This is a genomic window from Haloferax marisrubri (genome assembly GCF_001469875.2).
Taxonomy (GTDB): Archaea; Halobacteriota; Halobacteria; order Halobacteriales; family Haloferacaceae; genus Haloferax; species Haloferax marisrubri.
Map to the genome: position 1 here is coordinate 198,491 of NZ_LOPW02000005.1, position 24,177 is coordinate 222,667.

The 24,177-nt window shown below is 67.3% G+C and carries 27 protein-coding genes; 9 read left to right on the forward strand and 18 right to left on the reverse strand.

Annotation, left to right across the window (positions count from 1 at the left end):
• Positions 1-201: 201 nt before the first annotated feature.
• Genes bcp through priS form a run of 3 tightly spaced genes read right to left on the reverse strand, consistent with a single transcriptional unit; the run spans position 202 to position 2,834 of the window.
• A complete protein-coding gene (gene bcp / locus AUR65_RS05485) occupies positions 202-660 on the reverse strand; it encodes a thioredoxin-dependent thiol peroxidase (RefSeq protein WP_058569057.1) in 459 nt (152 codons plus the stop codon).
• Positions 661-696: 36 nt separating this feature from the next.
• The gene (locus tag AUR65_RS05490; RefSeq protein ID WP_058569058.1) at positions 697-1,680 is read right to left on the reverse strand and encodes a DNA replication complex subunit Gins51; all 984 of its coding nucleotides are present in this window, start codon (positions 1,678-1,680) and stop codon (positions 697-699) included.
• Positions 1,677-2,834 (reverse strand): DNA primase small subunit PriS, encoded by a 1,158-nt coding sequence (gene priS, locus AUR65_RS05495; protein WP_058569059.1) that lies wholly within the window; start codon positions 2,832-2,834, stop codon positions 1,677-1,679. The genes AUR65_RS05490 and priS overlap by 4 nt, the downstream gene beginning before the upstream one ends.
• Positions 2,835-2,959: 125 nt before the next feature.
• Here priS and AUR65_RS05500 point away from each other — a divergent pair, with 125 nt between their 5' ends.
• From AUR65_RS05500 to AUR65_RS05535, 8 genes are all read left to right on the forward strand, one after another.
• Positions 2,960-3,937, forward strand: a complete 978-nt coding sequence (locus AUR65_RS05500; RefSeq protein WP_084816548.1) for an aldo/keto reductase — start codon at positions 2,960-2,962, stop codon at positions 3,935-3,937.
• Positions 3,938-4,092: 155 nt separating this feature from the next.
• Complete coding sequence (locus AUR65_RS05505; protein WP_146047386.1) at positions 4,093-5,643, forward strand: substrate-binding domain-containing protein; 1,551 nt, start codon at positions 4,093-4,095, stop codon at positions 5,641-5,643.
• 126 nt (positions 5,644-5,769) lie between these two features.
• Positions 5,770-6,717, forward strand: a complete 948-nt coding sequence (locus AUR65_RS05510; RefSeq protein ID WP_058569139.1) for a carbohydrate ABC transporter permease — start codon at positions 5,770-5,772, stop codon at positions 6,715-6,717.
• Between the two features lies 1 nt (position 6,718).
• The gene (locus tag AUR65_RS05515) at positions 6,719-7,678 is read left to right on the forward strand and encodes a carbohydrate ABC transporter permease (RefSeq protein ID WP_058569062.1); all 960 of its coding nucleotides are present in this window, start codon (positions 6,719-6,721) and stop codon (positions 7,676-7,678) included.
• Between the two features lie 2 nt (positions 7,679-7,680).
• The gene (locus AUR65_RS05520; protein ID WP_058569063.1) at positions 7,681-8,868 is read left to right on the forward strand and encodes an ABC transporter ATP-binding protein; all 1,188 of its coding nucleotides are present in this window, start codon (positions 7,681-7,683) and stop codon (positions 8,866-8,868) included.
• 101 nt (positions 8,869-8,969) lie between these two features.
• Positions 8,970-9,173, forward strand: a complete 204-nt coding sequence (locus AUR65_RS05525) for a hypothetical protein (RefSeq protein ID WP_004042869.1) — start codon at positions 8,970-8,972, stop codon at positions 9,171-9,173.
• A gap of 154 nt (positions 9,174-9,327) precedes the next feature.
• Positions 9,328-10,416, forward strand: a complete 1,089-nt coding sequence (locus AUR65_RS05530) for a Gfo/Idh/MocA family protein (protein ID WP_058569064.1) — start codon at positions 9,328-9,330, stop codon at positions 10,414-10,416.
• A 42-nt stretch (positions 10,417-10,458) separates the two neighbouring features.
• Positions 10,459-11,259, forward strand: a complete 801-nt coding sequence (locus tag AUR65_RS05535) for a hypothetical protein (protein WP_058569065.1) — start codon at positions 10,459-10,461, stop codon at positions 11,257-11,259.
• Between the two features lie 60 nt (positions 11,260-11,319).
• On the opposite strand, the gene trmB is transcribed toward AUR65_RS05535, so the two are convergent.
• Both trmB and AUR65_RS05545 read right to left on the reverse strand, forming a co-directional pair.
• Positions 11,320-12,381: an HTH-type sugar sensing transcriptional regulator TrmB gene (gene trmB / locus AUR65_RS05540; RefSeq protein WP_004974690.1), complete on the reverse strand. Its 1,062-nt coding sequence runs from the start codon at positions 12,379-12,381 to the stop codon at positions 11,320-11,322.
• Positions 12,382-12,510: 129 nt separating this feature from the next.
• Entirely contained in the window at positions 12,511-13,251 is a 741-nt protein-coding gene (locus tag AUR65_RS05545; protein ID WP_058569066.1) for a proteasome assembly chaperone family protein, read from the reverse strand.
• A 94-nt stretch (positions 13,252-13,345) separates the two neighbouring features.
• Between AUR65_RS05545 and AUR65_RS05550 the strand changes: the two genes are divergently transcribed.
• A complete protein-coding gene (locus tag AUR65_RS05550) occupies positions 13,346-14,485 on the forward strand; it encodes a mechanosensitive ion channel family protein (RefSeq protein ID WP_058569067.1) in 1,140 nt (379 codons plus the stop codon).
• Positions 14,486-14,584: 99 nt separating this feature from the next.
• Here the strand turns inward: AUR65_RS05550 and AUR65_RS05555 are convergent, their stop codons facing one another.
• From AUR65_RS05555 to AUR65_RS05615, 13 genes are all read right to left on the reverse strand, one after another.
• On the reverse strand, positions 14,585-14,992 hold the full coding sequence (locus AUR65_RS05555) for a universal stress protein (RefSeq protein WP_004974696.1): 408 nt from the start codon (positions 14,990-14,992) through the stop codon (positions 14,585-14,587).
• 90 nt (positions 14,993-15,082) lie between these two features.
• A complete protein-coding gene (locus AUR65_RS05560; protein ID WP_058569068.1) occupies positions 15,083-16,462 on the reverse strand; it encodes a bifunctional metallophosphatase/5'-nucleotidase in 1,380 nt (459 codons plus the stop codon).
• A 118-nt stretch (positions 16,463-16,580) separates the two neighbouring features.
• Entirely contained in the window at positions 16,581-16,793 is a 213-nt protein-coding gene (locus AUR65_RS05565; RefSeq protein WP_004969446.1) for a dodecin, read from the reverse strand.
• 119 nt (positions 16,794-16,912) lie between these two features.
• Positions 16,913-17,722, reverse strand: coding sequence for a helix-turn-helix transcriptional regulator (locus AUR65_RS05570; RefSeq protein WP_058569069.1), 810 nt, complete (start codon positions 17,720-17,722; stop codon positions 16,913-16,915).
• 101 nt (positions 17,723-17,823) lie between these two features.
• A complete protein-coding gene (locus tag AUR65_RS05575) occupies positions 17,824-18,483 on the reverse strand; it encodes a hypothetical protein (RefSeq protein WP_058569070.1) in 660 nt (219 codons plus the stop codon).
• On the reverse strand, positions 18,480-19,193 hold the full coding sequence (locus AUR65_RS05580) for a hypothetical protein (RefSeq protein ID WP_058569071.1): 714 nt from the start codon (positions 19,191-19,193) through the stop codon (positions 18,480-18,482). Before AUR65_RS05580 ends, AUR65_RS05575 begins: the two co-directional genes overlap by 4 nt.
• A 56-nt stretch (positions 19,194-19,249) precedes the next feature.
• Complete coding sequence (locus AUR65_RS05585) at positions 19,250-19,594, reverse strand: DUF7116 family protein (protein ID WP_013035460.1); 345 nt, start codon at positions 19,592-19,594, stop codon at positions 19,250-19,252.
• An 88-nt stretch (positions 19,595-19,682) separates the two neighbouring features.
• On the reverse strand, positions 19,683-19,931 hold the full coding sequence (locus tag AUR65_RS05590; RefSeq protein ID WP_004042840.1) for a DUF5816 domain-containing protein: 249 nt from the start codon (positions 19,929-19,931) through the stop codon (positions 19,683-19,685).
• A 39-nt stretch (positions 19,932-19,970) separates the two neighbouring features.
• Positions 19,971-20,336, reverse strand: coding sequence for a HesB/IscA family protein (locus AUR65_RS05595; protein ID WP_004062279.1), 366 nt, complete (start codon positions 20,334-20,336; stop codon positions 19,971-19,973).
• A gap of 122 nt (positions 20,337-20,458) precedes the next feature.
• Positions 20,459-21,739: a histidinol dehydrogenase gene (hisD, locus tag AUR65_RS05600; protein ID WP_394337335.1), complete on the reverse strand. Its 1,281-nt coding sequence runs from the start codon at positions 21,737-21,739 to the stop codon at positions 20,459-20,461.
• A gap of 89 nt (positions 21,740-21,828) precedes the next feature.
• The gene (locus AUR65_RS05605) at positions 21,829-22,434 is read right to left on the reverse strand and encodes a hypothetical protein (RefSeq protein WP_058569073.1); all 606 of its coding nucleotides are present in this window, start codon (positions 22,432-22,434) and stop codon (positions 21,829-21,831) included.
• Between the two features lie 70 nt (positions 22,435-22,504).
• Positions 22,505-22,777 carry a hypothetical protein gene (locus tag AUR65_RS05610; RefSeq protein WP_058569074.1) on the reverse strand — a complete coding sequence of 91 codons (273 nt, stop codon included), beginning with the start codon at positions 22,775-22,777 and terminating at the stop codon, positions 22,505-22,507.
• A gap of 127 nt (positions 22,778-22,904) precedes the next feature.
• The gene (locus AUR65_RS05615; protein ID WP_172795827.1) at positions 22,905-24,041 is read right to left on the reverse strand and encodes a pyridoxal-phosphate-dependent aminotransferase family protein; all 1,137 of its coding nucleotides are present in this window, start codon (positions 24,039-24,041) and stop codon (positions 22,905-22,907) included.
• Positions 24,042-24,177: the final 136 nt, after the last annotated feature.

A 24,177-nucleotide genomic window follows, 5' to 3' on the forward strand; every position in this document is an offset into this window, starting at 1 on the left:
CGCGACAGCGCGACCGTCACGTTCATATCACTCCCATCTGCTACGTAGTGGTACGCGGTTCTCGGGATACGAAATAATCAACGAGTTCTACGTTTATTTCACCGGAAATGCGGTGTGTCTCTCGTCGTTTGTAAAGAATGTACTCGGTCGGTAGTTATCGATTCGGCGCGAGGAGAGGCGGGTGTCTGACCGTCCGCCTGCTTAGCCGTCGAGGTCCGCGAGGATTTCGTCGGCGTGGCCGTCGGGCGAGACGCCCTCGTAGACCCGTTCGATGGTCCCGTCGGGACCGACGAGATACGAGTTGCGGAAGACGCCGTCGAACGTCTTGCCGAACATGTTCTTCTCGCCGTAGGAGTCGTACGCCGACGAGACGCTCCCGTCTTCGTCCGACAGGAGCGTGAACGGGAGGTCGTACTTCTCGGCGAACGAGTCGAGGTCCGAGACGGGGTCGTCGCTGATGCCGAGAACCGTCGCGTCGCGGTCTTCGAACTCGTCCCACGAGTCGCGGAAGCCGCAGGCCTCGGTGGTACACCCCGGCGTGTCGGCGCGCGGGTAGAAGTAGACCACGACGTGTTCGCCGCGGAAGTCGGACAGCGAGACGAGGTCGCCGTGCTGGTCGGGGAGTTCGAAGTCGGGGGCGTCGTCGCCGGGTTCGAGCATAGCCACCAGTTCAGGCGGCGGGCAGAAGGGTCTTTCTCAGTCGAGTTTCTCGGCCGCGCCGCGTTCGACCAGCGGGTCGGCGTTGGCCGCCGGGAGCGTCACCACGTCCTCGGTGGCGAGGTCGTACTCGCGCTCGTCGACGCCGAGGATGGTCCCCACGTCGGCGGTGATACGCACCGTCTCGCGCTCGTCGGCGAGGCCGGCGAGCGGGTCGTCGTCGGACGGTTCCACCGTGTCGGTGTCGCCCGCTGACGGGGTCGCGGCCGGGTCGGGTTCGTCCGGCGGAATCGCGGGGCCGGAGTCCGCAGGGCCGGACTCCGCGGAGACCGCGTCGGCCTCGGTGGCCGGTCGGTCGGCGTCCGGTTGGGGCGTCGATTGCGCGTTCGAGGTGCCGTCGCCGGTTCCGCCGCCCATCGCGTCCGCGAGCACGTCGCCCGCGGCCGCGTCGTCGGTTCCGGTGCCGGTCGGCGCGGTCTCCGGGTCGGGTTCGTCCGGCGGAATCGCCGGCCCGGAATCGTCAACTGCGTCCGGGGGCGACGTCGCGGGCGTCGATTCGACACCGGGAACGCCGGCGTCCGGTTCCGCGGTCGTCACGTCGGTCGCCGAAACGCCGTCCTTCGGGGAGTCGGCGGCCGACACGTCTTCGAGCGCGGAGAGCACCGTGCCGCGGTTCTCCTCGATGCGGTCGACGAGGTCGTCGAACAGCCGCTTTTCCTCGTGGGTCAGCCCGTCCGTCTCGGAGGACATCCCCGCGGCCGCGAAGCTCGCGGCCTTGACGACCTTGCCGACGCGGCGCTCGTAGATGGAGGTGACGACCTCCTCCGCGGTCTCGATTTCGTCCGTGAGCCGCCGAATCTCCGGCGAGTAGTGGGTGCCGAGCTGTTCGGCCTTCTCCTCGCGTTTCGCCTTCTGCTCGGCGATGAACTCCGCGACGTCCTCGTAAAACGACTCGCGGAGGTGCTGTAGGCTGTCTTTCTGTCGCTCCGTCCGAAGCACGCTCCTGAGGTCGTCTACGTTCATTCTGTCACCTTCTCGGCTCGACCGCGAGTCATGAGAAACACGCCGAGGCTCTCGTCTACTGACTGCACGCCGGAGTCGAGTGTAAAGCTATCGCCGTCGAACTCGACCTCGCCGGGGTCGGTCACTTTCACGGCGATGTCGCGGCCGCGGAAGCGGTCCGGGACCGCGTCTGAAAGGGGGTCGAAGTCGTCGATTTCGTCGCGGTCGAGCGGTTCGACGACGAGCCCTGACCCGCCGTGGAGGCTCTTGGGGAGCCGAATCAGCCGCTTCGTGTCGGTCGTCACCGGTTCGTCTATCGGCGAAGTCTCGTCTTCGACGGTCTCGTGGGCGAGCGCCTCGACCAGCGTCCGGACGCCCGGGCCGCCGGCCTCGACGTTGCCCTCGCGGACGGCGTCGGGGTTGTTGCGGAACGCGCCGAGAATCGTCTTCGCGCGCCCGTCGCCGATGCCGTCGAGTTCCTTCAGCCGCGAGAGCGCGGCGTCTTCTTCCATCTCCAACAGCGCGTCCACGAATTCGAGGAGTCGTCGGTGAGTCCGTCGGCCCCACCCGCCTTCGGTCCGGAGGACGCGCTGGGTCGTCGTCCCGTGCTGTCGCGTCTCGATGAGCGCGTCGAAGTCGAGGTCGATGGCGCGGATGTAGTCGACTATCTCGCGGCGGGCCTCGCTGTCGAGGCCGCGGACCGACTCGTCGCGCACGTGGACGTGGTAGCCGCGGCCGCCGGAGAACACCGCCTGCATCTCCTCGAAGTCGAAGTCGTCTTCGAGGAGGTCGAGGAGGTCCAACAGGGCCTCCTTCCCGGCGTCGAGCATGTCGGCGTAGCCCGTCGTCTCGGGGTCGATACCGGGGAGGTGGTCCGCGTCGATGTCGAAGACGAGGTCGGCCTCGCGCCAGTCCTTGTCGTCCATCGAGGCCGCGCCGGGGTCGGCAAACCGGGCCGACGAGAAGTAGACGTGCCGGGGCGCGCTCCGGGCGAGGTAGTCCGAGAGGTCGCCGAGGTCGAGAAGCGACTGGTGGCGGTGCATCCGCGTGCCGCCGGCCGACCACGGGATGACGCCCCACTCACGTTCGCCCGGGGCGGGCGGGAGCGGAACGTCGGTGCTCCGGTAGTAATCGCCGAAGCGACCTTCGAGGTACTCGCGAGTGCGCCCGTCCATACACCTCGGGTTCCGGAGGCGTGGGTAAAGCGATTACGTCTCCGCGCGTCCGTGGTCGTTTCTCTCACTACCGTAGTGTGCGCATGCTTATCATTGTCGTTCGTGTATGAACCGGTGTGACCGACATGGAATACACCTACCTGGGCGACACCGGCCTCGAAGTCTCGCGGCTCTGTTTGGGCTGTATGAACTTCGGTTCCAGCGCGGAGTGGATGATAAACGACAGGCAGGCGAGCCTCGACCTCCTCGACAGCGCGCTCGACGCCGGCATCAACTTCCTCGACACGGCGAACGCCTACTCCCGCGGGGAGTCGGAGGAAATCGTCGGCGAGGCCATCGCCGAGCGCGACCGAGAAGAACTCGCCATCGCGACGAAGGTCTACTTCCCGATGGGCGACGGGCCGAACAAATCCGGACTCTCGCGCAAGCACATCATCGACCAGGCGCACGCGAGCCTCGACCGCCTCGGCACCGACTACATCGACCTCTATCAGATTCACCGCTGGGACGACGGCGTCCCCATCGAGGAGACGCTCTCGGCGCTCGACTACCTCGTCGAGGAGGGACTCGTCCGCTACGTCGGCGCGAGCACGATGTCCTCGTACCAGTTCACGAAGGCGCTGTACACCGCCGACGTGGAGAACCTCGAACGCTTCGCCGCCATGCAACCGGAGTACAACGCGGTCGACCGCCACGAGGAGGCGAACCTGCTCCCGGTCTGCGAGGGGGAGGGCGTCGGCGTCATCCCGTGGTCGCCGCTCGCGGGCGGGTTCCTCACGGGTAAGTACGAGCGCGACGCCGAGGTGCCCGCGGACACGCGCGCGAACTCGGACGAGTACACGTCGAACCGCTTCACCGACGAGAACTGGGCCGTCCTCGACGCGATTCGGTCGCTCGCCGAGGAGAAAGACGCCACTCCCGCGCAGGTGTCGCTCGCGTGGCTCCTCCACAAGCCCGTCGTGGACGCACCCATCATCGGTCCGCGACGACTCGACCATCTCGAAGAGAACGTCGGCGCGCTCGACGTGGACCTGAGCGACGACGACATCGAGCGAATCGAGGCCCCGAAGACGCCGAGATGGCCCGCGCCGGGTAAAGACTAAACGGCGACGGTCCTAATCCTTACGAACAATAGTTACAGATTCTCGACTGATTGAATTTCGGACTGCCGAGACTATTGACAAGTAATTTACTACAACACCGGTAGTGGCCAGCACCAAAACTATAAATAATCACTAATTGTAGAATACAGACTGTAATGGTTGATGCTGACTCACGCAAGGGCAAGCGTACTGGCGTCTCTCGACGCAGTTTTGTGAAGGCGGCCGGCGCATCGGGCGTCGCCGTCGGGCTGGCAGGCTGCATTAGCACAGGCGGCGGAGACGACAACGGCGGCGGGAACGGCGACACCGACACCGACACCGACACGCCGATTAACACCGAAGAATCGACCGAGGAAATCACGCTCCAGTGGGCCGCGGACACCCGCGTCGCCGACGCCGAAGAGGACGTCGTGCAGGCGCTCCGTGACGCCGGCCTCCCGGAGAACATCGACATCGACATCCTCGCCGGGTCGCAGGTGACTGACAACCGGCAGGCGCAGTACCAGCAGTGGCTCTCCGGCGGTCGCTCGGAGCCGACGCTGCTCATGATGGACAGCGGGTGGACGATTCCGTTCATCGCGCGGAATCAACTGCAGAACCTCTCGCAGTCGCTCCCCGAGGAACTCACGTCCACCATCGAAGAGGAGTACTTCGAGGCCAGCGTCTCGACGGCGAAAGGGTCGAACGGCGACCTCTACGGCCAGCCGCTGTTCCCCGACTTCCCGACGGTCCAGTACCGAAAGGACCTGCTCCGAAACGCGGGCTACACCGACGAGGACTTCTCGACGTGGGCGACCGAGTCCATGTCGTGGGAGGACTTCTCGCGCGTCACGAAGGAGGCGCTCGACGCCAACCCCGACATCGAGAACGGGTTCACGTTCCAGGCGAACGTCTACGAGGGCCTGTCGTGCTGTGACTTCAACGAGTTCATGACCTCGTACGGCGGCGCGTACTTCGGCGGCCGCGAGAACCTGTTCGGCCCCATCGGCGACCGCCCCATCACGGTCGAAGAGGAGCCGGTCATCAACGCGATTCGGATGGTTCGGACGCTCATCCACGGCGAGGACGACGAGTACGCCCTCGACGGCATCACGGGCGGCATCTCGCCCGAGGCGGTCCTCCAGTGGACCGAGGACCCGTCCCGACAGCCCTTCACGACGGGCAACGCGGTCATGCACCGCAACTGGCCGTACTCCATCGTCATCAACGGCGCGGAGCCGTCGGAGGAGAACGACCAGACCGGCTTCGGTGAGGACCTCGGCGTCATGCCGATTCCGTACGGCGTCACCGAAGACGAGGCCATGTACGAGGGTACGGGCGGCCCCGTCGCCGCCCTCGGTGGCTGGCACATGACGATGAACCCGAACTCCTCGGACGCACAGAAGCAGGCCGCGGTGCAGGTGCTTCGGACGATGCAGAGCGAGCAGTTCCAGCTCGACATGTTCCGCATCATCGGCTGGATTCCGCCGCGCCCGTCGCTGCTCGAATCCGACCAGGCCGCCGAGGTGCCCATCATCGGGCGCTACCTCGACGCCCTGAAGGTCGCCGGCGAGAACGCGATTCCGCGCCCGGTCACCGTCGTCTGGCCGCAGCAGTCGGGCCGCATCTCCCAGGAGGTCAACGCCGCGTTCGCCCAGGAGAAATCCCCCGAACAGGCGATGTCCGACCTCGCATCACAGCTCGAACAGATCGAGCAGAACGCGTAGAGCAACGTCTTTACCGAGACGTAACAAACACACACGTTATCATTTGACATGGCTACCGAACAACAATCAGGGGAGACATTTTCCGACACCCAGCGGAGCGGCCCGTACGCCTCGGCCGTCAACTGGATGGAGTCGCTTTCCGAGACGCAGTTCGCGTACCTGCTCCTGACGCCCGCGCTCGTCCTCTTGGGGGTAATCGCCGTCTACCCGCTGGTCTCGACGTTCAGCATGTCGCTGTTCGCCGACCGACTGACGGGGACCGCGCGACTCGGCGAGTTCGTCGGACTGCAGAACTACGTGGACCTGTTCACCGGCGCGCGCAACTACGCGCTCCCGTCGCAGTTCCTCCCGACGTTCACCTCGGAGTTCCCCTTCGTCACGAACATCTACTCCAGCGCGCTCGCGGTGACGCTCATCTTCACCGTGTTCAGCGTGCTGTTCGAAACGCTCATCGGCTTCGGTCAGGCGCTCATCCTCGACCAGGACTTCCGCGGTCGGCGGTGGGTCCGCGTCGCCATCATCATCCCGTGGGCCGTGCCCATCGTCATCCAGGGGATGATCTGGTACCTGATGTTCCAGCCGAACATCGGCTTTCTCGTCGGCACGAGCGAGAACCCGGCGCTGTTGAACCAACTCGGGCTCATCGGCACGACGCCGCTTCGGAACACCGCGGACGCGCTGTTCCTCATCATCGTGGCCGACGTGTGGAAGACCTCGGCGTTCATGGCGCTTCTCATCCTCGCGGGGATGCAGAGTATCGACCGGTCGCTGTACGACGTGGCGAAGGTCGCCGGCGCGTCGCGCTGGCAGCAGTTCAAGCTCATCACCTTCCCGCTCATCCTGCCGACGGTGCTCGTGGCGATGCTGTTCCGCACCATCGACGCGATGCGCGTCTACGGCATCATCCAGACCATGGCCGGCTGTCAGACGGTCCCGTCGCTGTCGTGTCTCGTCGTCACGACGTTCAACACGCCGCTGTACGGGACCTCGGCGACCGTGGCGTTCGTCACCGCGGGCATCATCGCCGTCGTGGTCTCGGTGTACATCGTGAACTTCGCCAGCGAGGGAATCTGAGATGGCAAGCGAAACTCCCGGAGCCGGTATCGGCTCCGACGACCCCGACACGGAACAGGGGCCGCTCGGCCGCTGGGTCGACTCGGCCATCAAGAACCCCGACCGGGTGTACCGCGCGATGTTCTACGTCGCGATGCTGTTCTTCCTGGTCACGACGCTGTTCCCGTTCTACTGGCTGCTCGTGCTGGCGCTGACGCCGAACAACCTCATCGCCAACATGGGGCTGGTGCCGAAGGGGTTCAACCCCGAGGTGTTCATCGCCATGTTCGAGCGGGTGCCGTTCCACCTGTACATGTTCAACAGTTTCGTGCTGGGCATCACGACCACCGTGCTCGTGTTGCTCATCGCCAGCCTCGCGGGGTACGTCTTCGGTCGCCTCCGCTTCCCCGGGAAGGGCGTGCTGATGCTCGGCATCCTCGCCATCAGCTACTTCCCGCCGGCGGCGTTCCTCATCCCGCTTTTCGAGCTGTTCACCGGGAACACGGCGATTAGCATCGGGATGGTGACGATATCGACGCCGGACCTGTTCAACACGCCGGCACCGATGGTGTTCCCGTTCAGCGCGCTGTTCCTGCCGCTGTCGATATTCATCCTCACGACCTTCTACGGGCAGATTCCCGACGGGTTGGAGGACGCGGCGCGGGTGGAGGGAACGACCCGACTGGGCGCGCTGTTCCGCGTCATCGTGCCGCTTTCGGCACCCGGCGTGGCGACTGCGGGCGTCCTCACGTTCATCAGCGTCTACAACGAGTTCTTCTTCTCGTTCCTGATGAACAACGGCGAGGCCGACTCGTGGGCACCCATCGTCGCGGGTATCCTGAAGTATCAGGGGCAGTTCGACACCCCGTACAACCTGATGGCCGCCGCTTCCATCGTGGGAGTCTTACCCGTGGCCATCCTTGTCATCATCGCACAGGAACGCATCGTGAGTGGACTGACTGCAGGAGCGCTGAAGGAGTAACCATGGGAGACGTAACACTCGAACACGTAAGCAAGCACTACGACGACGTAACGGCGGTCGACGACATGAACCTCGACATCGAGGACGGCGAATTCATCTGCCTCGTCGGTCCGTCGGGGTGCGGTAAGTCGACGACCATGGAGATGATAGCGGGCCTCACCATCCCCTCGGAGGGGAAGGTGTTCATCGGCGACCGCGAGGTGACGAACCTCCCGCCGAAGGACCGCGGGGTGGCGATGGTGTTCCAGAACATCGCGCTGTTCCCCCACATGGACGTCTACGACAACATCTCCTTCGGGCTCCGCCTCCGCAACTACGACAAGGAGGAAATCGAGCGCCGCGTCGAACGCGCCGCCGAAATCGTCCAGTTGCAGGGGATGCTCGAACGCATGCCCGACGAGATGTCCGGCGGGCAGCGACAGCGCGTCGCCATCGCCCGCGCCATCGTCCGCAACCCCGGCGTCTTCCTGATGGACGAGCCGCTCGCGAACCTCGACGCGAAGCTCCGGGTCCACATGCGGACCGAACTCCAGCGCCTGCACAAGGAACTGGACACGACCATCATCTACGTCACCCACGACCAGGCGGAGGCGATGACGATGTCCGACCGCATCGCGGTCATCGACTCCGGTCAGCTCCAGCAGATCGACCCGCCGCTCGTCTGTTACAACGAGCCGGCGAACCTGTTCGTCGCGGGCTTCATCGGCTCGCCGTCGATGAACTTCCTCGACGGCGAGGTCACGGCCGACGGCTTCTCGTCGACCAACATCGACGTGGAGTTCGACCCCGCGGACCTCGGCATCGAGGCCGGTACGGACGTCACGATGGGTATCCGCCCCGAAGACGTGTACCTCGTCGACGACGAGGCGCTCGTGTCGAACCCCAGCCGCCGCATCGACGCCGTGACCGACGTGCTCGAACCGATGGGCGACGAGATATTCGTCTACCTGAAGCTCTCGGAGTCGGCCGAGACGGACCTCGAAGACACGAGCGGCGTCGCCAACGACCAACTGCTGATGAGCGTCGCCCCCGACACCGACATCGAGGAGGACGAGGACGTGACGGTCGTCCTCGACCGCTCTCGCGTTCACCTCTTCGACACGGCGACGGGCGAGGCAATCAGCCACGGCATCGAGACGGCAGTCCAGACGAGCGGTGCGCCCGGCACGGAAGCCGAAAGCGACGACTGACGCGGCCGTAACACGGCCCGCGTCGGTTCGTCCTCGCTCGCCCGCTTGCGACTCGCACAGCCCGCACAACGCTTATCGAACCCACACGACATCACACACCTATGGTCAACGAACTCGGCCTGTTCTACCTCGGCGGGATGACCGTCCTGTTTTTCTTCTGGGCCTACGGCATCGTCTCGTTCCTGCTCGACCTGAAGAACAAGTTCATCCCGAAGGGCAAGCAGTACCTCCGCGGGCGACGCCGGCTGAAGGAAGAAAAGCGGCGCGAGGAAGAGCGCAAGGAGCGCGAAGAACAGCTCTACTGAACCCGTCTCGACCCGTGCCCGTCGCCTCGTCTCGGTTCGGTCGCGCGTTCCTCCACCGGAGAGAACGCTGGCTAACCGGGCGCTCGCGGTCGATTCTGGCAATTCAGGCCAAAGAACGTGAAACTTAACACCACCTGTAGTTAATCATCGAATCATGAGTACAGCGTCATCGGTCCGAGTCGGCATCGTCGGACTCGGAAACATCGGACACCACCACGCAGACCGCCTCGTCGACCTCGGTGCGACCCTCGTCGGCGGCCTCGACATCCAGGCGGACGCCCGTCGCCGCTTCGCCGAGAAGTACGACGTGAACACCTACGAAGAGAAGTCGGAACTGTTCGCGGAGGTCGACGCGGTCGTCATCACCACGCCGAACCGCTTCCACGAGGAGTACGCCGTCGCCGCGCTCGACGCCGGCCTCGACGTCCTGCTCGAAAAGCCGCTCGCGCACTCGCTCGAATCGGCCGAGCGAATCGCCGAGGCGGCCGAGGAGGCCGACGGCTTCTGTATGGTCGGCTTCAACAACCGCTTTGCCAACCCCGTCGAGGTCGTCCGCCACCACTACGAGGAGGGCCGCTTCGGCGACATCACCCACGTCGAGGCGAACTACGTCCGCCGCCGCGGCATCCCCGGTCGCGGGTCGTGGTTCACCTCGAAGAAGGTCGCGGGCGGCGGGTCGCTCATCGACATCGGCGTCCACGCCATCGACCTCGCGCTCTACTTCCTCGACTTCCCCGAGGTCGTCGAGGTCTCCGGCGTCACCCGCTCGGAGTTCGGCGACCGCGACGACTACACCTTCGTCGAGATGTGGGGCGAGGACGTGGGCCCGGAGGCCTTCGACGTGGACGACTCCGCGAGCGCCTTCATCCGCACCGAGGAGGGAACGACCATCTCCCTCGAAGTCGCGTGGGCGACGAACCGCCCGACCAACGACGAGTTCTTCCTCCGCGGCACGGAGGGCGGCGTGCGCTTCGACCGCGCGAGCCACGACCTCCAGTTCTACGAGGACGGCGTCGGCGGCGGCAACCACCTCTCGACCGCGGACGTTGAGACGCAGGACAACGACACCCACAAGACCGAACAGGAGGCGTTCCTCGCGGCCGTCGCCGAGGGTGAACACCCCGGCCGCAACACGGTCGAACAGGGCCTCGCCGTCCAGCGCGTCATCGACGCCATCTACCGCTCGTCGGAGACGGGGAAGGCGGTCCGCCTCGACACGGTCGAGACGCCCCCGGCGAACTGACCACCGCGAACGCAAACACCCCACAGCCCCACTTTTCACACCATGTCCGTCATCGACTCACTCAAGCGCCCGGAACACACCGGCGAGAACCGCTGTCTGCCGTGTACCGCCGTCAACGTCGCACTCGTCGTCGTCGTCGGTCTCGCGGTCAGCGTGCTCTCGCCGTTCGCCGGCCTCGTCGTCCTCGTCGGCGGCGCGCTCTCGGTGTACTTCCGAGGCTACGTCGTCCCCGGCACGCCCTCGTTCGCGCCGCAGTTGGTCGCCGCCCTCGGCCTCGCCGGCGTCTTCGACCACGGCGACGAGGACTCGGCTCCCGACCGCCGCTCGGAGTCGCTCGACGCCAACGTCGACCCCGACGTGATGCTCTCGACGCTCCTGAACGCGGGCGTCCTCGTCGAAGAGGAAGACGGCCTGTTCCTCGCCGACGACGCCCGCGAGGAGTGGGAGTCGACGATGGCGACGCTCCGGAAGACCACCGACGAGGAACTGGCCGAGGCGGTCGCCAACGCGGTCCCGTTCGAGGCGACGGTCGACGCCGAGTTCGACGGCATCTCGCTCGACGGTCCCTCGATGTCCGTGTGGATTTCCCGGCCGCAAGCCATCGCGGACGTGGCGACGCTCTACACGGTCGTCGAGCGCGAGGTCGATCCGATGGTCGCGCTCGCGGCCACGGAGCCGATGCGGATGTTCACCGAGGTCTGTCCGGACTGCGGCGGCCCGGTCGAGGAGACGACGACGCGCAACTGCTGCGGCGGCACCGCGGGGCTGTACGACTCGCCGGAACACGAGGTGCTCGGCTGTGCGGACTGCGGCGCGGTCGTCTACGAGTTCCCCGACGAGTAGCCGTCGCTGGCGGGGACTGGCCGGGCGGAAAAGACGCGAGCGAAAACTGACGGTGCGGCTTCAGACGATTTCGTCGCGGTTCGGAACCTCGTCGCGGCCGAGCAGAATCTCCTGTCCTTCGACGTCTTCGAGCGCGGCGACCAGCCCGCCGACCTCGACGACGCCCTCCTCGGTCTCGATGTGGAGCGACGCGACCTCCTCCGTGTCCTCGAAGGCCGTCTCGATGACGCGCCCCTCGACCACGATGGGGTCGCCCGTCTCGATGTCGCGGCCGGAGACGGAGGCGTAGAAGTCGCCTTCTATCTCGCGGATGTCCTTGACGGCCCGGCGGATAGAGGCGTAGCGGCGCGGGAACGGCCGGCGCTTACCGTTGGCGACGATGGTCTCGGCGGTGCTCCAGAGGACGGTCCCGAAGAAGCCGCTGACGAGGAAGCCGAGCGCGGAGCGGTTGAAGATGACGCCGTAGCGGTCGCGGTCGTCGCGGAGGGCGTCTTGGGTCGCGTAGATGGAGTACTCGCCGTCGGCGACCGCGAGGACGGGCGAGGTGATGCCGCGGCGGGCGCGGGCGATGGTCGCCACGTCGAGGTAGTTGAACTCGTCCGGGTCGGGCGCGCGGGAGGCGGGCGTGACGAGCAGGTCGATGCTGACGCCGCTGTCGATGGCCGCCGCGAGGTCGTCGCGGAAGCGACGGAGCAGGTCGGGCGTCAAAGAGAGCACGAGTTCGTACTCCGCGGCCTCGATAATCTCCTCGATGTAGCGGAGGATGGTCGACCGCGACTTGACGAGCGAGACGGCCTCGGTGTCGCGGGCGGGGGCGGTATAGCGCGCCTCCAGTTCCTCGATGAGTTCCTCCAGCGAGGTCTTGACGTTCGCGAAGGCGTCGTCGGGGTCGACCGCGACGATTTTCATCGGGCGCGACTCGCGGAGTTCGACGAGGCCGCGGTCCGACAGGCTCCGGACCGTGTCGTACACCCGCGGCTGGGGGATGCTGGTTCGGTCGGCGATTTCGCTCGCCGTCAACTGTCCGTGTTCGAGGACGGCCAGATACGCGTCTATCTCGTACTCGCCGAGGTTGAAGCGCTCACCGACTCGCTCCATGGTGAGCCGCAGTTCGTCAGCCATGGTCGTGACGTGTACGGCATCACCTAAATCATTTACTGAAATCCGAGTAGCACAAGATTCCGAAAACAAGTGGCACAAACGGTAGCAGGGAGACCGGCGAACGTCGCGGGACGGCGGCCGGGTCGGCGCTCACATGTACATTCGGTCCTCGGGAAGGTCCGCCTCGCTGTCGCGGAGGCGCTCGGCGAGTTCGGCGTAGTACTGCTGGACCTCGGCCGCGAACGACTCCAGCGGCGAGGAGTCGACGCCGAGGTCGTACACGTCGTTGGCGGCGTCGACGAGGCGGATGGCCGCCTCCACGTCGGGGACCTGCGCGTGGACGGGCGTGACGTAGACGCCGACGCCGAGGGGCGACCCGATGCCGCGCTCGACGAGCGCCGCGTTGGTACCGTCGAAGAAGCCCCGCCCCATCGGTGGGATGTCGCTGTCGGCGAGTCGCGCCTCGCGGTAGTCGTCGGTGGCGATGTAGAACACGCGGTGTTCGTCCGGGCCGTGGGCCATCGGAATCCCCGAGAGGACGGCGAGTTCCTCGACCTGATTGCGCTCGGTCCATTCGAGGATGGCGTTGCCGAACTGGGTGCCGTGGACCGCCGGGACGAACAGTTCACCGACGAGCACGGTCACGTCGAGGTCCTCGCGGGAGAACAGGCGAGTGTGGTGTCGGGGGCGACCGTTCTCGAAGGGCGTCACCGCCGGAAGCCCCTCGACGGTGAGGTGGCCGGTCTGTTCGAGGTCGAGGTGGTCGACGATGAAGTCGACGGCCGTCAGTCCGGCGAGCCCGAACGATGAAAAGCCGCAGAGGAGCGCTCTGCTGGGCGGCGTCTCGTGGGTGATGCGGAAGTCGGGGCGGGCGCTCGTCGCGTTGACCATGCAGATACTGCGACAGCCCGACACTTAGCCGTTCACCGCGACCGAACCCCCCGGAGTAACAACCCTTTTTTCGCCGCTCTCCGTTGCGGTTTCCATGCACGGAGTCGAGGGGGTTTCCGGTGCGTTGGCCGCGGTCGGCGGGGCGGTGAGTGCAGGGGGCCGCGTCGCGGTCGCCCCGCTCCAGTCGACGGCGATCGAACCGCCGGCGTTCGTGCCGGAGTACCTCCTGTTTCCGGGGTGGCGCATCGCCGTCGCCCTCGTCATCGTCGCCCTGTCGGTCGCGCTGTCGAAGTACGCTGTCCGGCTGCTCGGTCGGCCGGTCGCCCGGCAGTTCCGCCGTCAGAGCGTCGCCCAGACCGTCCTTCGAATCGTTCGTCTCGCCATCGTCCTCGTCGGCGTCGGCGTCGGGGCGAACGTCCTCGGCCTCGAACTCGGCGACATCGTCCTCTCGGTGACGGTGTTCTCGGCGGTGCTCGGTATCGTCCTCGCGCCCATCGTCGGGAGCATCATCAACGGGGTGTTCGTCCTCTCGGACCAGCCGTTCGAAATCGGCGACATGATCGAACTCGACGACGGCACGAAGGGCTTCATCGACGAGATAACCCTGAGCTACACGAAGATATTCACCCTCGACAACACCTTTCTCGTGATGTCGAACTCAAACATCCGCGACCGCGACGTCATCAACTACTCCGCGGAAGACGAGCGGACCCGCCTGTCGCTCGACGTGCTCGTCACCTACGAGTCCGACATCGACGCCGCCCGCGACCTCGTCGAGCGCGCCGCCCGCGACTGCGACGCGGTGGTCGAAGGCGGGCCGGACATCCGCATCGGAAGCGCCCGCTACCCGGCGAAACCGACCGCCTACATCAACTCCTACGCCGACAACGGCGTCCTCCTGCGGCTCCGCTACTGGGCGCTGAAACCGTACAAAATCGGCCGCATCCAGTCGGAGGTTCAGACGAAGCTCTGGACCCTCGTCGAGGAGTCCGAGGCCACCGTCGAGTTCGCCTACCCGCACACGCACCTCGTCTTCGACGAGACCAGCGGGAGCCTCCACGTCACCGGCGACGAGGCCGCGAACCGGCGTCACGCCACCGTGTCGCCGGCCCCGGGAACGCCCACCCACCCGGTCTCCGACGGCGAGGGTCCCGAACCCCCGGCTGACTCGGGCGACGCGACCGACGCGACCGACGTCCCGAATTCGACGGACGCCGCCGACGGCGACGACTGACCGGAGAACGGCGAACACAGTCGGAACTGGGAACCGCATCGAAACCGGGAAAACGGGAAATCGAATCCGAATCCGAATCTGAACCCGAGAGCCGCCGGCTCAGTCGTCCGCGCGGACGGTGATGACCGTGCAGTCGAGCTTTTCGCGGAGGAACACGTCGATGTCGGGGTCGTCGAGGAACCGGCGGAGCATCCGCCGCCAGCGGCTCGCCTGTTTCGACCCGATGACGACGATGTCGGCCTCCTCGGCGGCGACCTCTTCGAGAATCGTCTCCTCGACGAGGAAGCCCCGGCGGACGACGTAGCGCGCGCGGACGAGCGGCCCGAACTCGGCTTCGACCGCCCGCTTGAGTTCGGTCCGCGTCACGCCGCGGTTCGACTGGTAGAGGTCGACGTGGAGGACCGTCAACTCGGCGTCGCGCTCTCTCGCGACGCGCACGGCCTCTTCGAGCGTCGCCCGGGAGTGCTTCGAGAGGGGGTACCGAACCGGGACCACGACCCGTGTCATACTCCGAAGCCACTCGCCGGGCGTGCGTGAACCTTTCCCTCTCGGACGAGTTCGCCGGCGGCCGCCCCCCGTCTCGGTCCCTGTCCGCGCTCAGTCGTCGGCGCGGGTGGCCGACCGACGCTCGATGCGGCCCTCGACCGCGGCGTCGAACCCGACCTCGCGGGCGTAGCGCGCCAGCGCGTCGTGTTGAATCTCGAACTCGCCGACGCGGTGAGCCTGCGTGATGGCCGGGAACTCCTGCGTGCTGTGGAGCAGGTAGTCGCTCGTGGCGACGGTGTAGCGCGCCTCCGGGTCGATTGGTTCGCCGCCGACGAACGCCTCGATGACCTCGTCGCGGTCGTCGTCCCAGACGATGCGCGCGCCGCTGACGTGGGCGTGCCACCAGTCCGGTTCCCCGAAGCCCATCTCGGCTCCGCGAGCGGCCCCGAACGCCGCCAGTAGCTCCGTGCCGGTCACCTCGGCGACGACGAGGTGCTCCTCGAAGGGGACGAGGCTCACGAGGTCGGCGTGGGTCACGTCGGGGCCGACGGGCGGGCCGGAGCGGATGCCGCCGCTGTTCTGGAGCCCCACGTCCGCGCCGGTCGCCCAGCGGTAGGCGTCGGCGATGGCGTTGCCGACGCGGCACTCGCCGGCCGCGACGGTCTCCTCGGCGCGGTCCATCGGGCGGTCGATTCGACAGAGCACCTCGTCGAGGCCGGCGGCGTCGACCCGGCCCTCCAGCGCCGCGACGAGTTCCGCGTCGGGTCGGTACTCGGCGGTCCGGTGGCGGACCGTCTCGATTCGGTCGGCGGCGACGCGGACCTCCCAGACGACGTGGCCGTTCGCGCCGGGGCGGACGATTGGCACGCCGTCGACCACGTCGTCGCGCTCGGCGTGGACGTGGCCGCCGAGGACGAGGTCCACGTCGCACCGGGCGACCAGTTCGTCGTCGCCGCTTCCGAGGTGCGAGAGCGCGACGACGAGGTCCGCGCCATCGGCTCTGAGCGCGTCGGCCGCGGCCGACGCGGCCGGGTAGGGGTCCGAGAAGTCGAGGTCGGTCGCCTCGGGATTGATGGTGCCGGTCGCGGGGTCGGTGACGCCGAAGAAGCCGAGCGTTAGCCCGTCCACTTCGCGGGTCGTCCGTGGGACGCTCCCCTCGGCGGCGGCGAACCGGCCGCCGTCCTCGCCGCGGACGTTGCTCGTGACCCACGTCGGTCGGCTCGCTGCGACGAGTTCGCGGGTCCGGCTCGGCCCGTAGTCGAAGTCGTGGTTGCCGAACGTTTCGAGGTCGGCGCCCACGGCGTCGTAGAAGTCGAGCGCTTGCCCGCCGCGCTCGACCAGCGAGAGGACGCCCGGCGCGGTGTTGTCGCCGGTGCCGACCACGAGGGTGTCGTCGCCGTCGAGGGCGCGGACACAGCCCGCGAGGCGGCCGGCGCGCTCGGAGTCGTCGAAGACGTTCTCGATGTCGGAGTAGTGGAGGAGCCGAGGCATTCGCTTCTCGAATGTGGCGGCGCGGGCGGATAAGAAGCCGTCGGGACGGCCCGCGGGCGGGCGAGACGGTGCGGAACCGGTGCGGCCGTCATCGCCTCGACGCGGGCGAGCTACGCCTCTACTCGCCGTCTTTGCCTTCGAGTTCGAACGCGACTTCGACCTCGGCTTGGTACTCTCGTGTCTCGACCGACGCGAGTTCGACGCCGAGTTCCTTTACTTCGACCCAATGGACGCCCGCGAGCGTCTCCTCCGCGCGGTTAATCGCGTCGTCGACGGCGGCGTCGAAACTCTCTGCACTCCGACCGACGAGGGTGATTTTCTTGAACACCATCTCGTCGGACCCTTCGTCTTACTATCACAAATAATCGTCCCCGACTCGCCGGCGGGGCGGGCGGGGAAAACGAGGTGGACGGGACGGACGGAGCGACCCGCGGCGCGTCGTCGCGGGACTCACTCGTCGGGACGGTACGGACGGGCGGTCTCGGCGCGCGCCGCGACGAGCCTCCGACCCCACGCCACGGCCGACGGTTCGTAGCTCACGACCAGCGCCTCCGGGCCGCCCATGTGGTCGTAGACGACGACCGTGACCGAGGCGGTCGTCGGTCGGTCCATGACCACGACGCCGAACCCCGGTTCGTCCTCGACGGCGGACACGCGGACGCCGGTGTCGACCATGGCGTCGAGGTCGTCGGGGTAGCGCTTCGAGAGCCAGTCGAGGGACTCCGCCGAGAGGACGAGCGTGGCGCTGTCGCCGAGTCGCGCGAGTTGCTCGCGCGCTGTGGGCCAGATACTGAACAGGAACGGGCCGTTGAACCCGGTGAGGCTCGTCACCTCGCTGATATCGAAATCGAGCGGGGCCCGGTGTTCCATCTCCGAGAGGTTGCCGGTGCAGACGACCGCGTCGCGGAACAGCGAGGGCGGCGGGCTGACCGACTTTGGAAGGCGGTCGAGTATCGGCACCGCGTCGAGCACGTTCGCCATGGCTCGGAGCGCCTCGTCGTGGGTCTCCAGCGCGACGCGGCCCGCGCTCGTGGCGACGAACCCGCCGTTCGACCGCTCGACGAGTCCGAGGCGGACGAGACGCTCGACGCCGCGGTCGACGGTGGACCGAGAGACAGAGAGCGTGCGGACCAGTTCGGCCTTCGAGAGCGGGTCCGACGAGAGCGCCTGCAGTATCTGGCGACGACGGCCGACAGTCTCGAACGCGTCGGCGGCGTCCTCGCCGTCGTCTTCGTCCCCGTCACCCATCCAACTCGACATCTGTGTGAACGTCTCAGTCCGTGCACAAATGTATATCGGGACTCGCCAGGATTCGCCCGTCGTCGGGGGATTCGGGTGCGCTGGCCGTCAGCCAGGTGCTGTCAGCGAGTTGTCCCTTCGAGCCGTTTCTGTAACGCGCCGACCACGTCGGAGAGGTGGGCGGTCCCCCAGATGGCGACGATGACCCCGCCGACGGCGTCGAACACGAGGTCGAGGAGCGTGTCGTCGAGGCCGTACTGCGTCAGCACCGACGCGGTGCCGGCGAGCGAGGCGACCCCGGAGATGGCGAACTCGATGACCTCCCAGAAGACGCCGAACGCGAGGACGAAAAGCAGGATGAAGACGAACATGAACCGCGGCGGCAGGTAGATGTCCGCCGTGTGCTCGTCGACCGCGCGGACGGTCGCGTAGCCGGCGGCCGCGACGACCGACGACGACAGGGCGTGCGTGAGGTGGTCCCACCACCAGACGCCCGCGTAGAAACTCGTCTCCGACCCGGGGAAACCGACCGTGCCGACCGCGTGGAGGAACGCCGCGGAGGATATCCAGAGCGTCAGCCCGGCGTCCATCGGGATGCGGTAGTCGCGTTCGAGTATCGCCGGGAGGTAGGTCACGCCGAGGCCGACGAGCGCGTTGACGACGATGCCGAGGTTCCCGCGGTCGAGACCGATGAAGACGAGACCGACGAGGACCACCTGCATCGCCCGCGAGAGCTGGCGTTGGCGTCGCGCGTCGATGCGGAGGAGCGAGCGAATCTTCACGGCGAGTCACCTCCCTCCGGCGCGGGGTGGCCGTCCGGCCCTTCCGCCTCCGACACCTCGGCTATCTCCGCCACCTCCTCGGGGAGCCGCTCGCGCGAGTCGGCCCGGCGGCGGAAGTAGTACTCGAACAGCAACCCGGCGACGAGTCCGGCGACGGTGGCGGCGACGAAGTCCCACATCAGCCCCGCCTCGACGACGTGCTCGGGCCGGCCGTTCAACAGCAGGCGCGTCCCGAGGTAGAGGTCAGAGAGCCACTGGACGACCGCCCAGACGCCCGCGGCGGCCATCGTGGCGATGACGACGAAGAAGACGGCGAAGGAGTGGTTCATCCGAACCGGCGTGAACACGTCGAGTTCGACGGCGACGATGAGCGCGATGGCGGCCACCGCGAGGTACGTCGAGACGCGCCCGGTGAACGTCACGCCGCCGATGGTCTGCCCCCGAACGAGGACGCGGGCGACGAGCGGGAGCGACGCGAGCGCGACGACCTCCCACGGCAGCATCGCTCGCGGTTCGCGGAAGGCGACCGCCGGGACGACGGTGACCGCGGCGACGACGGCGGCGAACCCGCCCCAGACGAGGTCGCCGCCGGTGACGACGCTCCCGACCGCGACGGCGACGAGGAATCCGACGAACAGCCACGCGAGCGCCGCGTTGAGCCGTCTGCTCCGGACGAATCGCGCCAGCTCCGTCTGTGCGGCCTGCGACATGCTCGTCCGTTAGCGACGGGCTGAGAAAACGTTTGGGCGAAGACGCCCCGTTTCGATTACGTGTTCGTGCCGTGAACGACTTCGTAGTCGTTCCCACCACCGTTCGACACGCCGATGATTGCCCACTCGTATGGAAGGTCGATACCGCGAAGCCGCTCTCGGAGCGCGCTGATGTGGTCGTCCCACGTCACGAAGCAGCGGAACCGATACGGTGTCTCGGTTCCGCCGTCTGCGAGCACCGGACGGCATTCGGTCGCTTCGCGCGAACTCAGTGCGGTCACGTGGACCGTACGCCACTTGCGTTCGGCCAGCATATCGGGTCCGTCCCCCGAGACGGAGTATCCGAGCCGGCCGAATATCGACCGAGCCTCCTGAACAGGAGGCATCGAAGCCTGGGCCATGCACGTCTACGTACACCCGCACTCCTGATAAAGATTGTCACGCTATACCATACCAATAATTGACGAACGGTCGCGCCGAGACGTCCGACTACTCGTGAGCGGCGTCCCACTCTTCGGGTTTTCGGACGTTCCCGCAGTTGTTGCACTCGATGCGGGCCATCGTGTCCATCGCGGTGTCGAACGAGTCGCAGTTCCCGCAGAGGTAGCCCCATCGGTTCTCGGCGTCCTCGGTCGAGTACACCACGTAGAACGGTCCCTTCGAGCCGCGTTCGGGCTCGTCGGTGGCGACGAAGACGGTCTTGCCGCTCGATACGGTCTGGGTCTGGAGTTCGGCCATGCCACCGATTCGCGCGCGGGTGGCTTAAGAAATTGGTCCCTACGTCCGGAACGACTCGCCGCACCCGCAACTGCTCTCGGCGTTCGGGTTGTTGACGTGGAAGCCAGCGCCCTGCAGGCCGCCCTCGAAGTCGAGGGTCGAACCGCCGATGTAGTTCATGCTCGCGGGGTCGACGAACACGCGGAGGCCGTGCTGTTCGACGACCGTGTCGTCGTCTTCCGGTTCGTTGTCGAAGCGCATCCCGTAGGACAGACCGGCGCAACCGCCCTGCTGGACGAACAGCCGGAGTCCGGCCACGTCGGTGTCCATCGACTCTCCTTCGAGGAGGGAGACGGCTTCGTCCGCGGCCGCGGGCGTGACCGTGACTGCCACATCGCCGCCGCCACTCGCGGATTCCGTGCTCATACGCCCCACTATACTGTGGGAACGGTTAACTGTGGCGCAGGCGGAACTCTGCGAGCCGCCTCGGTAGGGTGCGACTACCGGGGGGAACGCGGACAGAAACGGCTCGAATCGGTCACTTCGCCCTATTCTTCGAACCGCTCGCGGACGCTCTGGGCGTGGGCGTCGAGCCCCTCGGCCTCGGCGAGCGTCGTAATCGTCTCCGAAAGCTCCGACAGCCCCTCGCGGTCGAGGCGCTGGACCGTCGTCGAGCGGACGAAGTGGTCTACGGAGAGGCCGCCCTGTCGCTTCGCGCCCCCGCCGGTCGGGAGGACGTGGTTCGTCCCGGAGGCGTAGTCGCCGGCCGCGACGGGCGTGTACGGGCCGAGGAAGACGCTCCCCGCGGAGTCGATGCGGTCCAACAGCGCCTCGTCGTCGTCGGCCTGAATGGTCAGGTGCTCGGCGGCGTACTCCTCGGCGAACAGCACCGCCTCGGACATCGACCGCGCGAGGAGGACGCCCGACGCGTCGCTTTCGAGCGCGGCTTCGATAGTCTCCGTCCGCTCGCGCTCGCCCGCCTGTCGTTCGACCTCCGCGACGACTTCCGCGGCGAGGTCGGCGTCGTCGGTGACGGCGACGACCGACGCGTTCGGGTCGTGTTCGGCCTGCGCGACGAGGTCGGCGGCGACGAACCGCGCCTCGGCGGTCTCGTCGGCGACGACGAGCACCTCGGAGGGGCCGGCGAGGAAGTCGATGTCCACGTCGCCGCGGACCTCGGCCTTCGCCGCGGTGACCCACTTGTTGCCCGGTCCGACGACCTTCTGGACGGCCTTCACCGTCTCCGTGCCGTAGGCGAGCGCGGCGATGCCCTGCGCGCCGCCGACCGAGTACACCGCGTCCGCGCCCGCGACGTGCATCGCGGCGAGCGTGACGGGGTTCATCGGCTCGGCGGGTGGCGTGGCGACCGCGACGTGTTCGACGCCCGCGACCTTCGCGGGGATGACGCCCATCAGGACGCTCGACGGGTAGGCGGCGGTGCCGCCGGGGGCGTAGACGCCGACCCGGTCGAGCGGGCGGTAGCGACGCCCGAGTTCGCGGGTGCCGGCGTCGCCGAACTCCTCGCGCCAGTCCTCGGGGACCTGCGTTTCGTGGAACTCGCGGACGTTCGCCGCGGCGGCCTCGATGGCCTCGCGCACGTCGTCGTCGATTTCGTCGTAGGCGCGCTCGGCGGCGTCGGTCACGTCGATGTTGCCGACCTGGACGCCGTCGAATTCCTTTGAGAACTCACGGACCGCCACGTCGCCCTCTCGGCGGACGCGCTCGACGATGTCGCGCACGTCGGAGCGGACCTCCTCGACCCCGGCGTCCCGCTCGAAGAAGGCGCGGCGGGCGTCGGTGCCGAGGTCGGCCAGTTCGCGAACCTCGATGTTCATACCCCGGCTTTGCGGCCGGCGCGAAAAGTCGTTGCGGAAGCGGTGGGACGGCGCTCGCGTCCCGCGCCGCGGCCTCGCGCGACCTACGCCACGTCGCGCTGTTCCGTGTACGTCAGCGTTCGGTCGTCGGTCTCGATGGTCGTCTGGACCGTAATCCAGCCGCCGGCCTGCCGGACCGCGAACGCCTCGGTGTACGACAGTTTGACGCGCTTCGTCGTCGTGTACGACTCGCCGGCCGCGAGGTCGCCGACCGCTTGGGACCCGCGCCAGACCTCGTCGTCCGGGTCGGTGCTGTTGCCGACGAAGATGCGACTGTAGACGGTGACGCCGGAACTGTCGGCGTCCTGCTGGTTGGTTATCGTGCTCGTCACGTCGCGGCACGTCTGGCCGCACTTTTCGATGTTGTCGACGACGACGCCGAACGGCGGCACCGATTCGCTCTCGGTCGCGTCGCCGTCGTCGCTGCTGTCTCCGCTGTCGCTGTCGCTGCTACCGCTGTCGCTGCTGTCGCTCCCGCCGCTGTCACCGCCGTCGTCGTCGGGCGGCGCGGTCGTCTGCGTGGGGAACGCTTCGTCGGACTCGGCGGCGGAGTCGTCCGAGAACGGTCCGACTCCGGTCACGAACGCGGCCGAGATGCCGGCCGTGAGGAGGACCAGAACTGTCGCGGCGACGAGGAGTGTGCGTCTCATATGAAATGGAAATTCGGTTTGGACGGGTGTCGTTTAGCGCAGTTGTCGGCTACCGACGGGTCGCACTTAGTTACGCACCCGAAAAGTCGTTGGCTCGGTCGCTTAGCGTGTCCCCAAGCGACCCGTCGAGGGCCCCGCTCAGGAAGTCGCTAACGAGGTCGTGGATGTCCGAGACGAAGTCTGGGACCGGGTCGGGGAGTTCACCCGGCGGTCCACGCTGGTCGGCCTCGGACGCGGGAGACGATTCGCGTGCGTTGTCGCTCGGTGCGGCGGCGGCGACGCCCGCGGTCGCGACGAGGGCCGCGAGCGCGACGCCGATGAGGGTGAGTTTGCGTCGGTTCATGGTGAGTCGCTCCGGTCGTCACTCGCGGGGCGATGCTCATGAATACGGGACTCCGTGGCGGGCGTTTTGCGTCGGTTTCGCCGAGTTTCGCCGCGGTTCGCGTCGAATTGTCGTCGGTTAGGGGTCGCTACTGACCCAACTGCTCGCGCATGGCGGCGAACCCGGCTTCGGGGTCCACGTCCGCGCCCTGCGCTTCGAGCGCCTCGCCGAGGGCGGTCAGGAGGAACGAGACGTTCTCCGGCCGCGCCGAGTGGCCCATACAGCCGACGCGGAAGATGTCGCCCGCGAGCGCGCCGAGGCCGCCGGCGATTTCGAGGTCGTAGTGTTCGAGGACGTAGTCGATGGCCGCGCCGGCGTCCACGCCGTCGGGGACGAGCACCGCGTTGAGGCTCGGCAGCCAGTACTCGTCTTCGGGATTGAGACCGAGGCCCATCGCCTCGACGCCGGCTTTCAGCGCGCCCGCGACCCGGCGGTGGCGCGCCCACCGCTCCTCGATGCCCTCCTCGGCGACCAGTCGGAGCGCCTCGCGGATGGCGTAGACGTTGGTGATGGGCGCGGTGTGGTGGTACGAGCGGTCGTCGCCCCAGTAACCCTCCAGCAGCGACAGGTCGAGGTACCACGAGCGGGGCGGCTCCTCCCGCGAGAGCACCTTGTCCATCGCGCGGTCGTTGAGCGTCAGCGGACTCGCGCCCGGCGGGCACGACAGGCACTTCTGCGGGCCGGAGTAGGCCACGTCGATGCCCCAGTCGTCGACTTCGAGTTCGACCCCGCCGAGCGAGGTGACGGTGTCGGCGACGACGAGCGCGTCGTGGTCGTGGGCGATGCTCGTCAGTTCGGGGACGCCCGGCTGTTTCACACCGGTCGAGGTCTCGGCGTGGACGAACCCGAACACGTCCGGCTGGTGCTCGTCGAAGGCGTCCTGTACGTCCGCGGGGTCGAGCGGCTCGCCCCACGGCGCGTCCACGTGGACGACCTCGCCGCCGGCGCGCTCGGCCATCGACTCCATGCGCCCGCCGAAGTAGCCGTTCGTCGGGACGAGCATCGTGTCACCCGGTTCGACGAGGTTGCCGATGGCGGCCTCCATCGACGCCGACCCGGTCCCCGAGACCGGAATCGTCCACTTGTTGTCGGTGCGGAACGTGTACCGCATGAGCTCCTGCACCTCGTTCATGATGTCGATAAACGACGGGTCGAGGTGGCCGACGAGCGGCGTGGACATCGCGCGGAGGACGCGCGGGTGGACGTCGCTCGGGCCGGGGCCCATCAGCGTGCGATTCGGCGGGGTGAGTTCGCCGACATCGGGTGCATCGGACATGGTCTGACTTGACGTGCCACGCAAACCGGCAAAAGGGATGTGATTGCGGAACGCCGTGAACCGGACTCGGCGCGCGACCCCGACC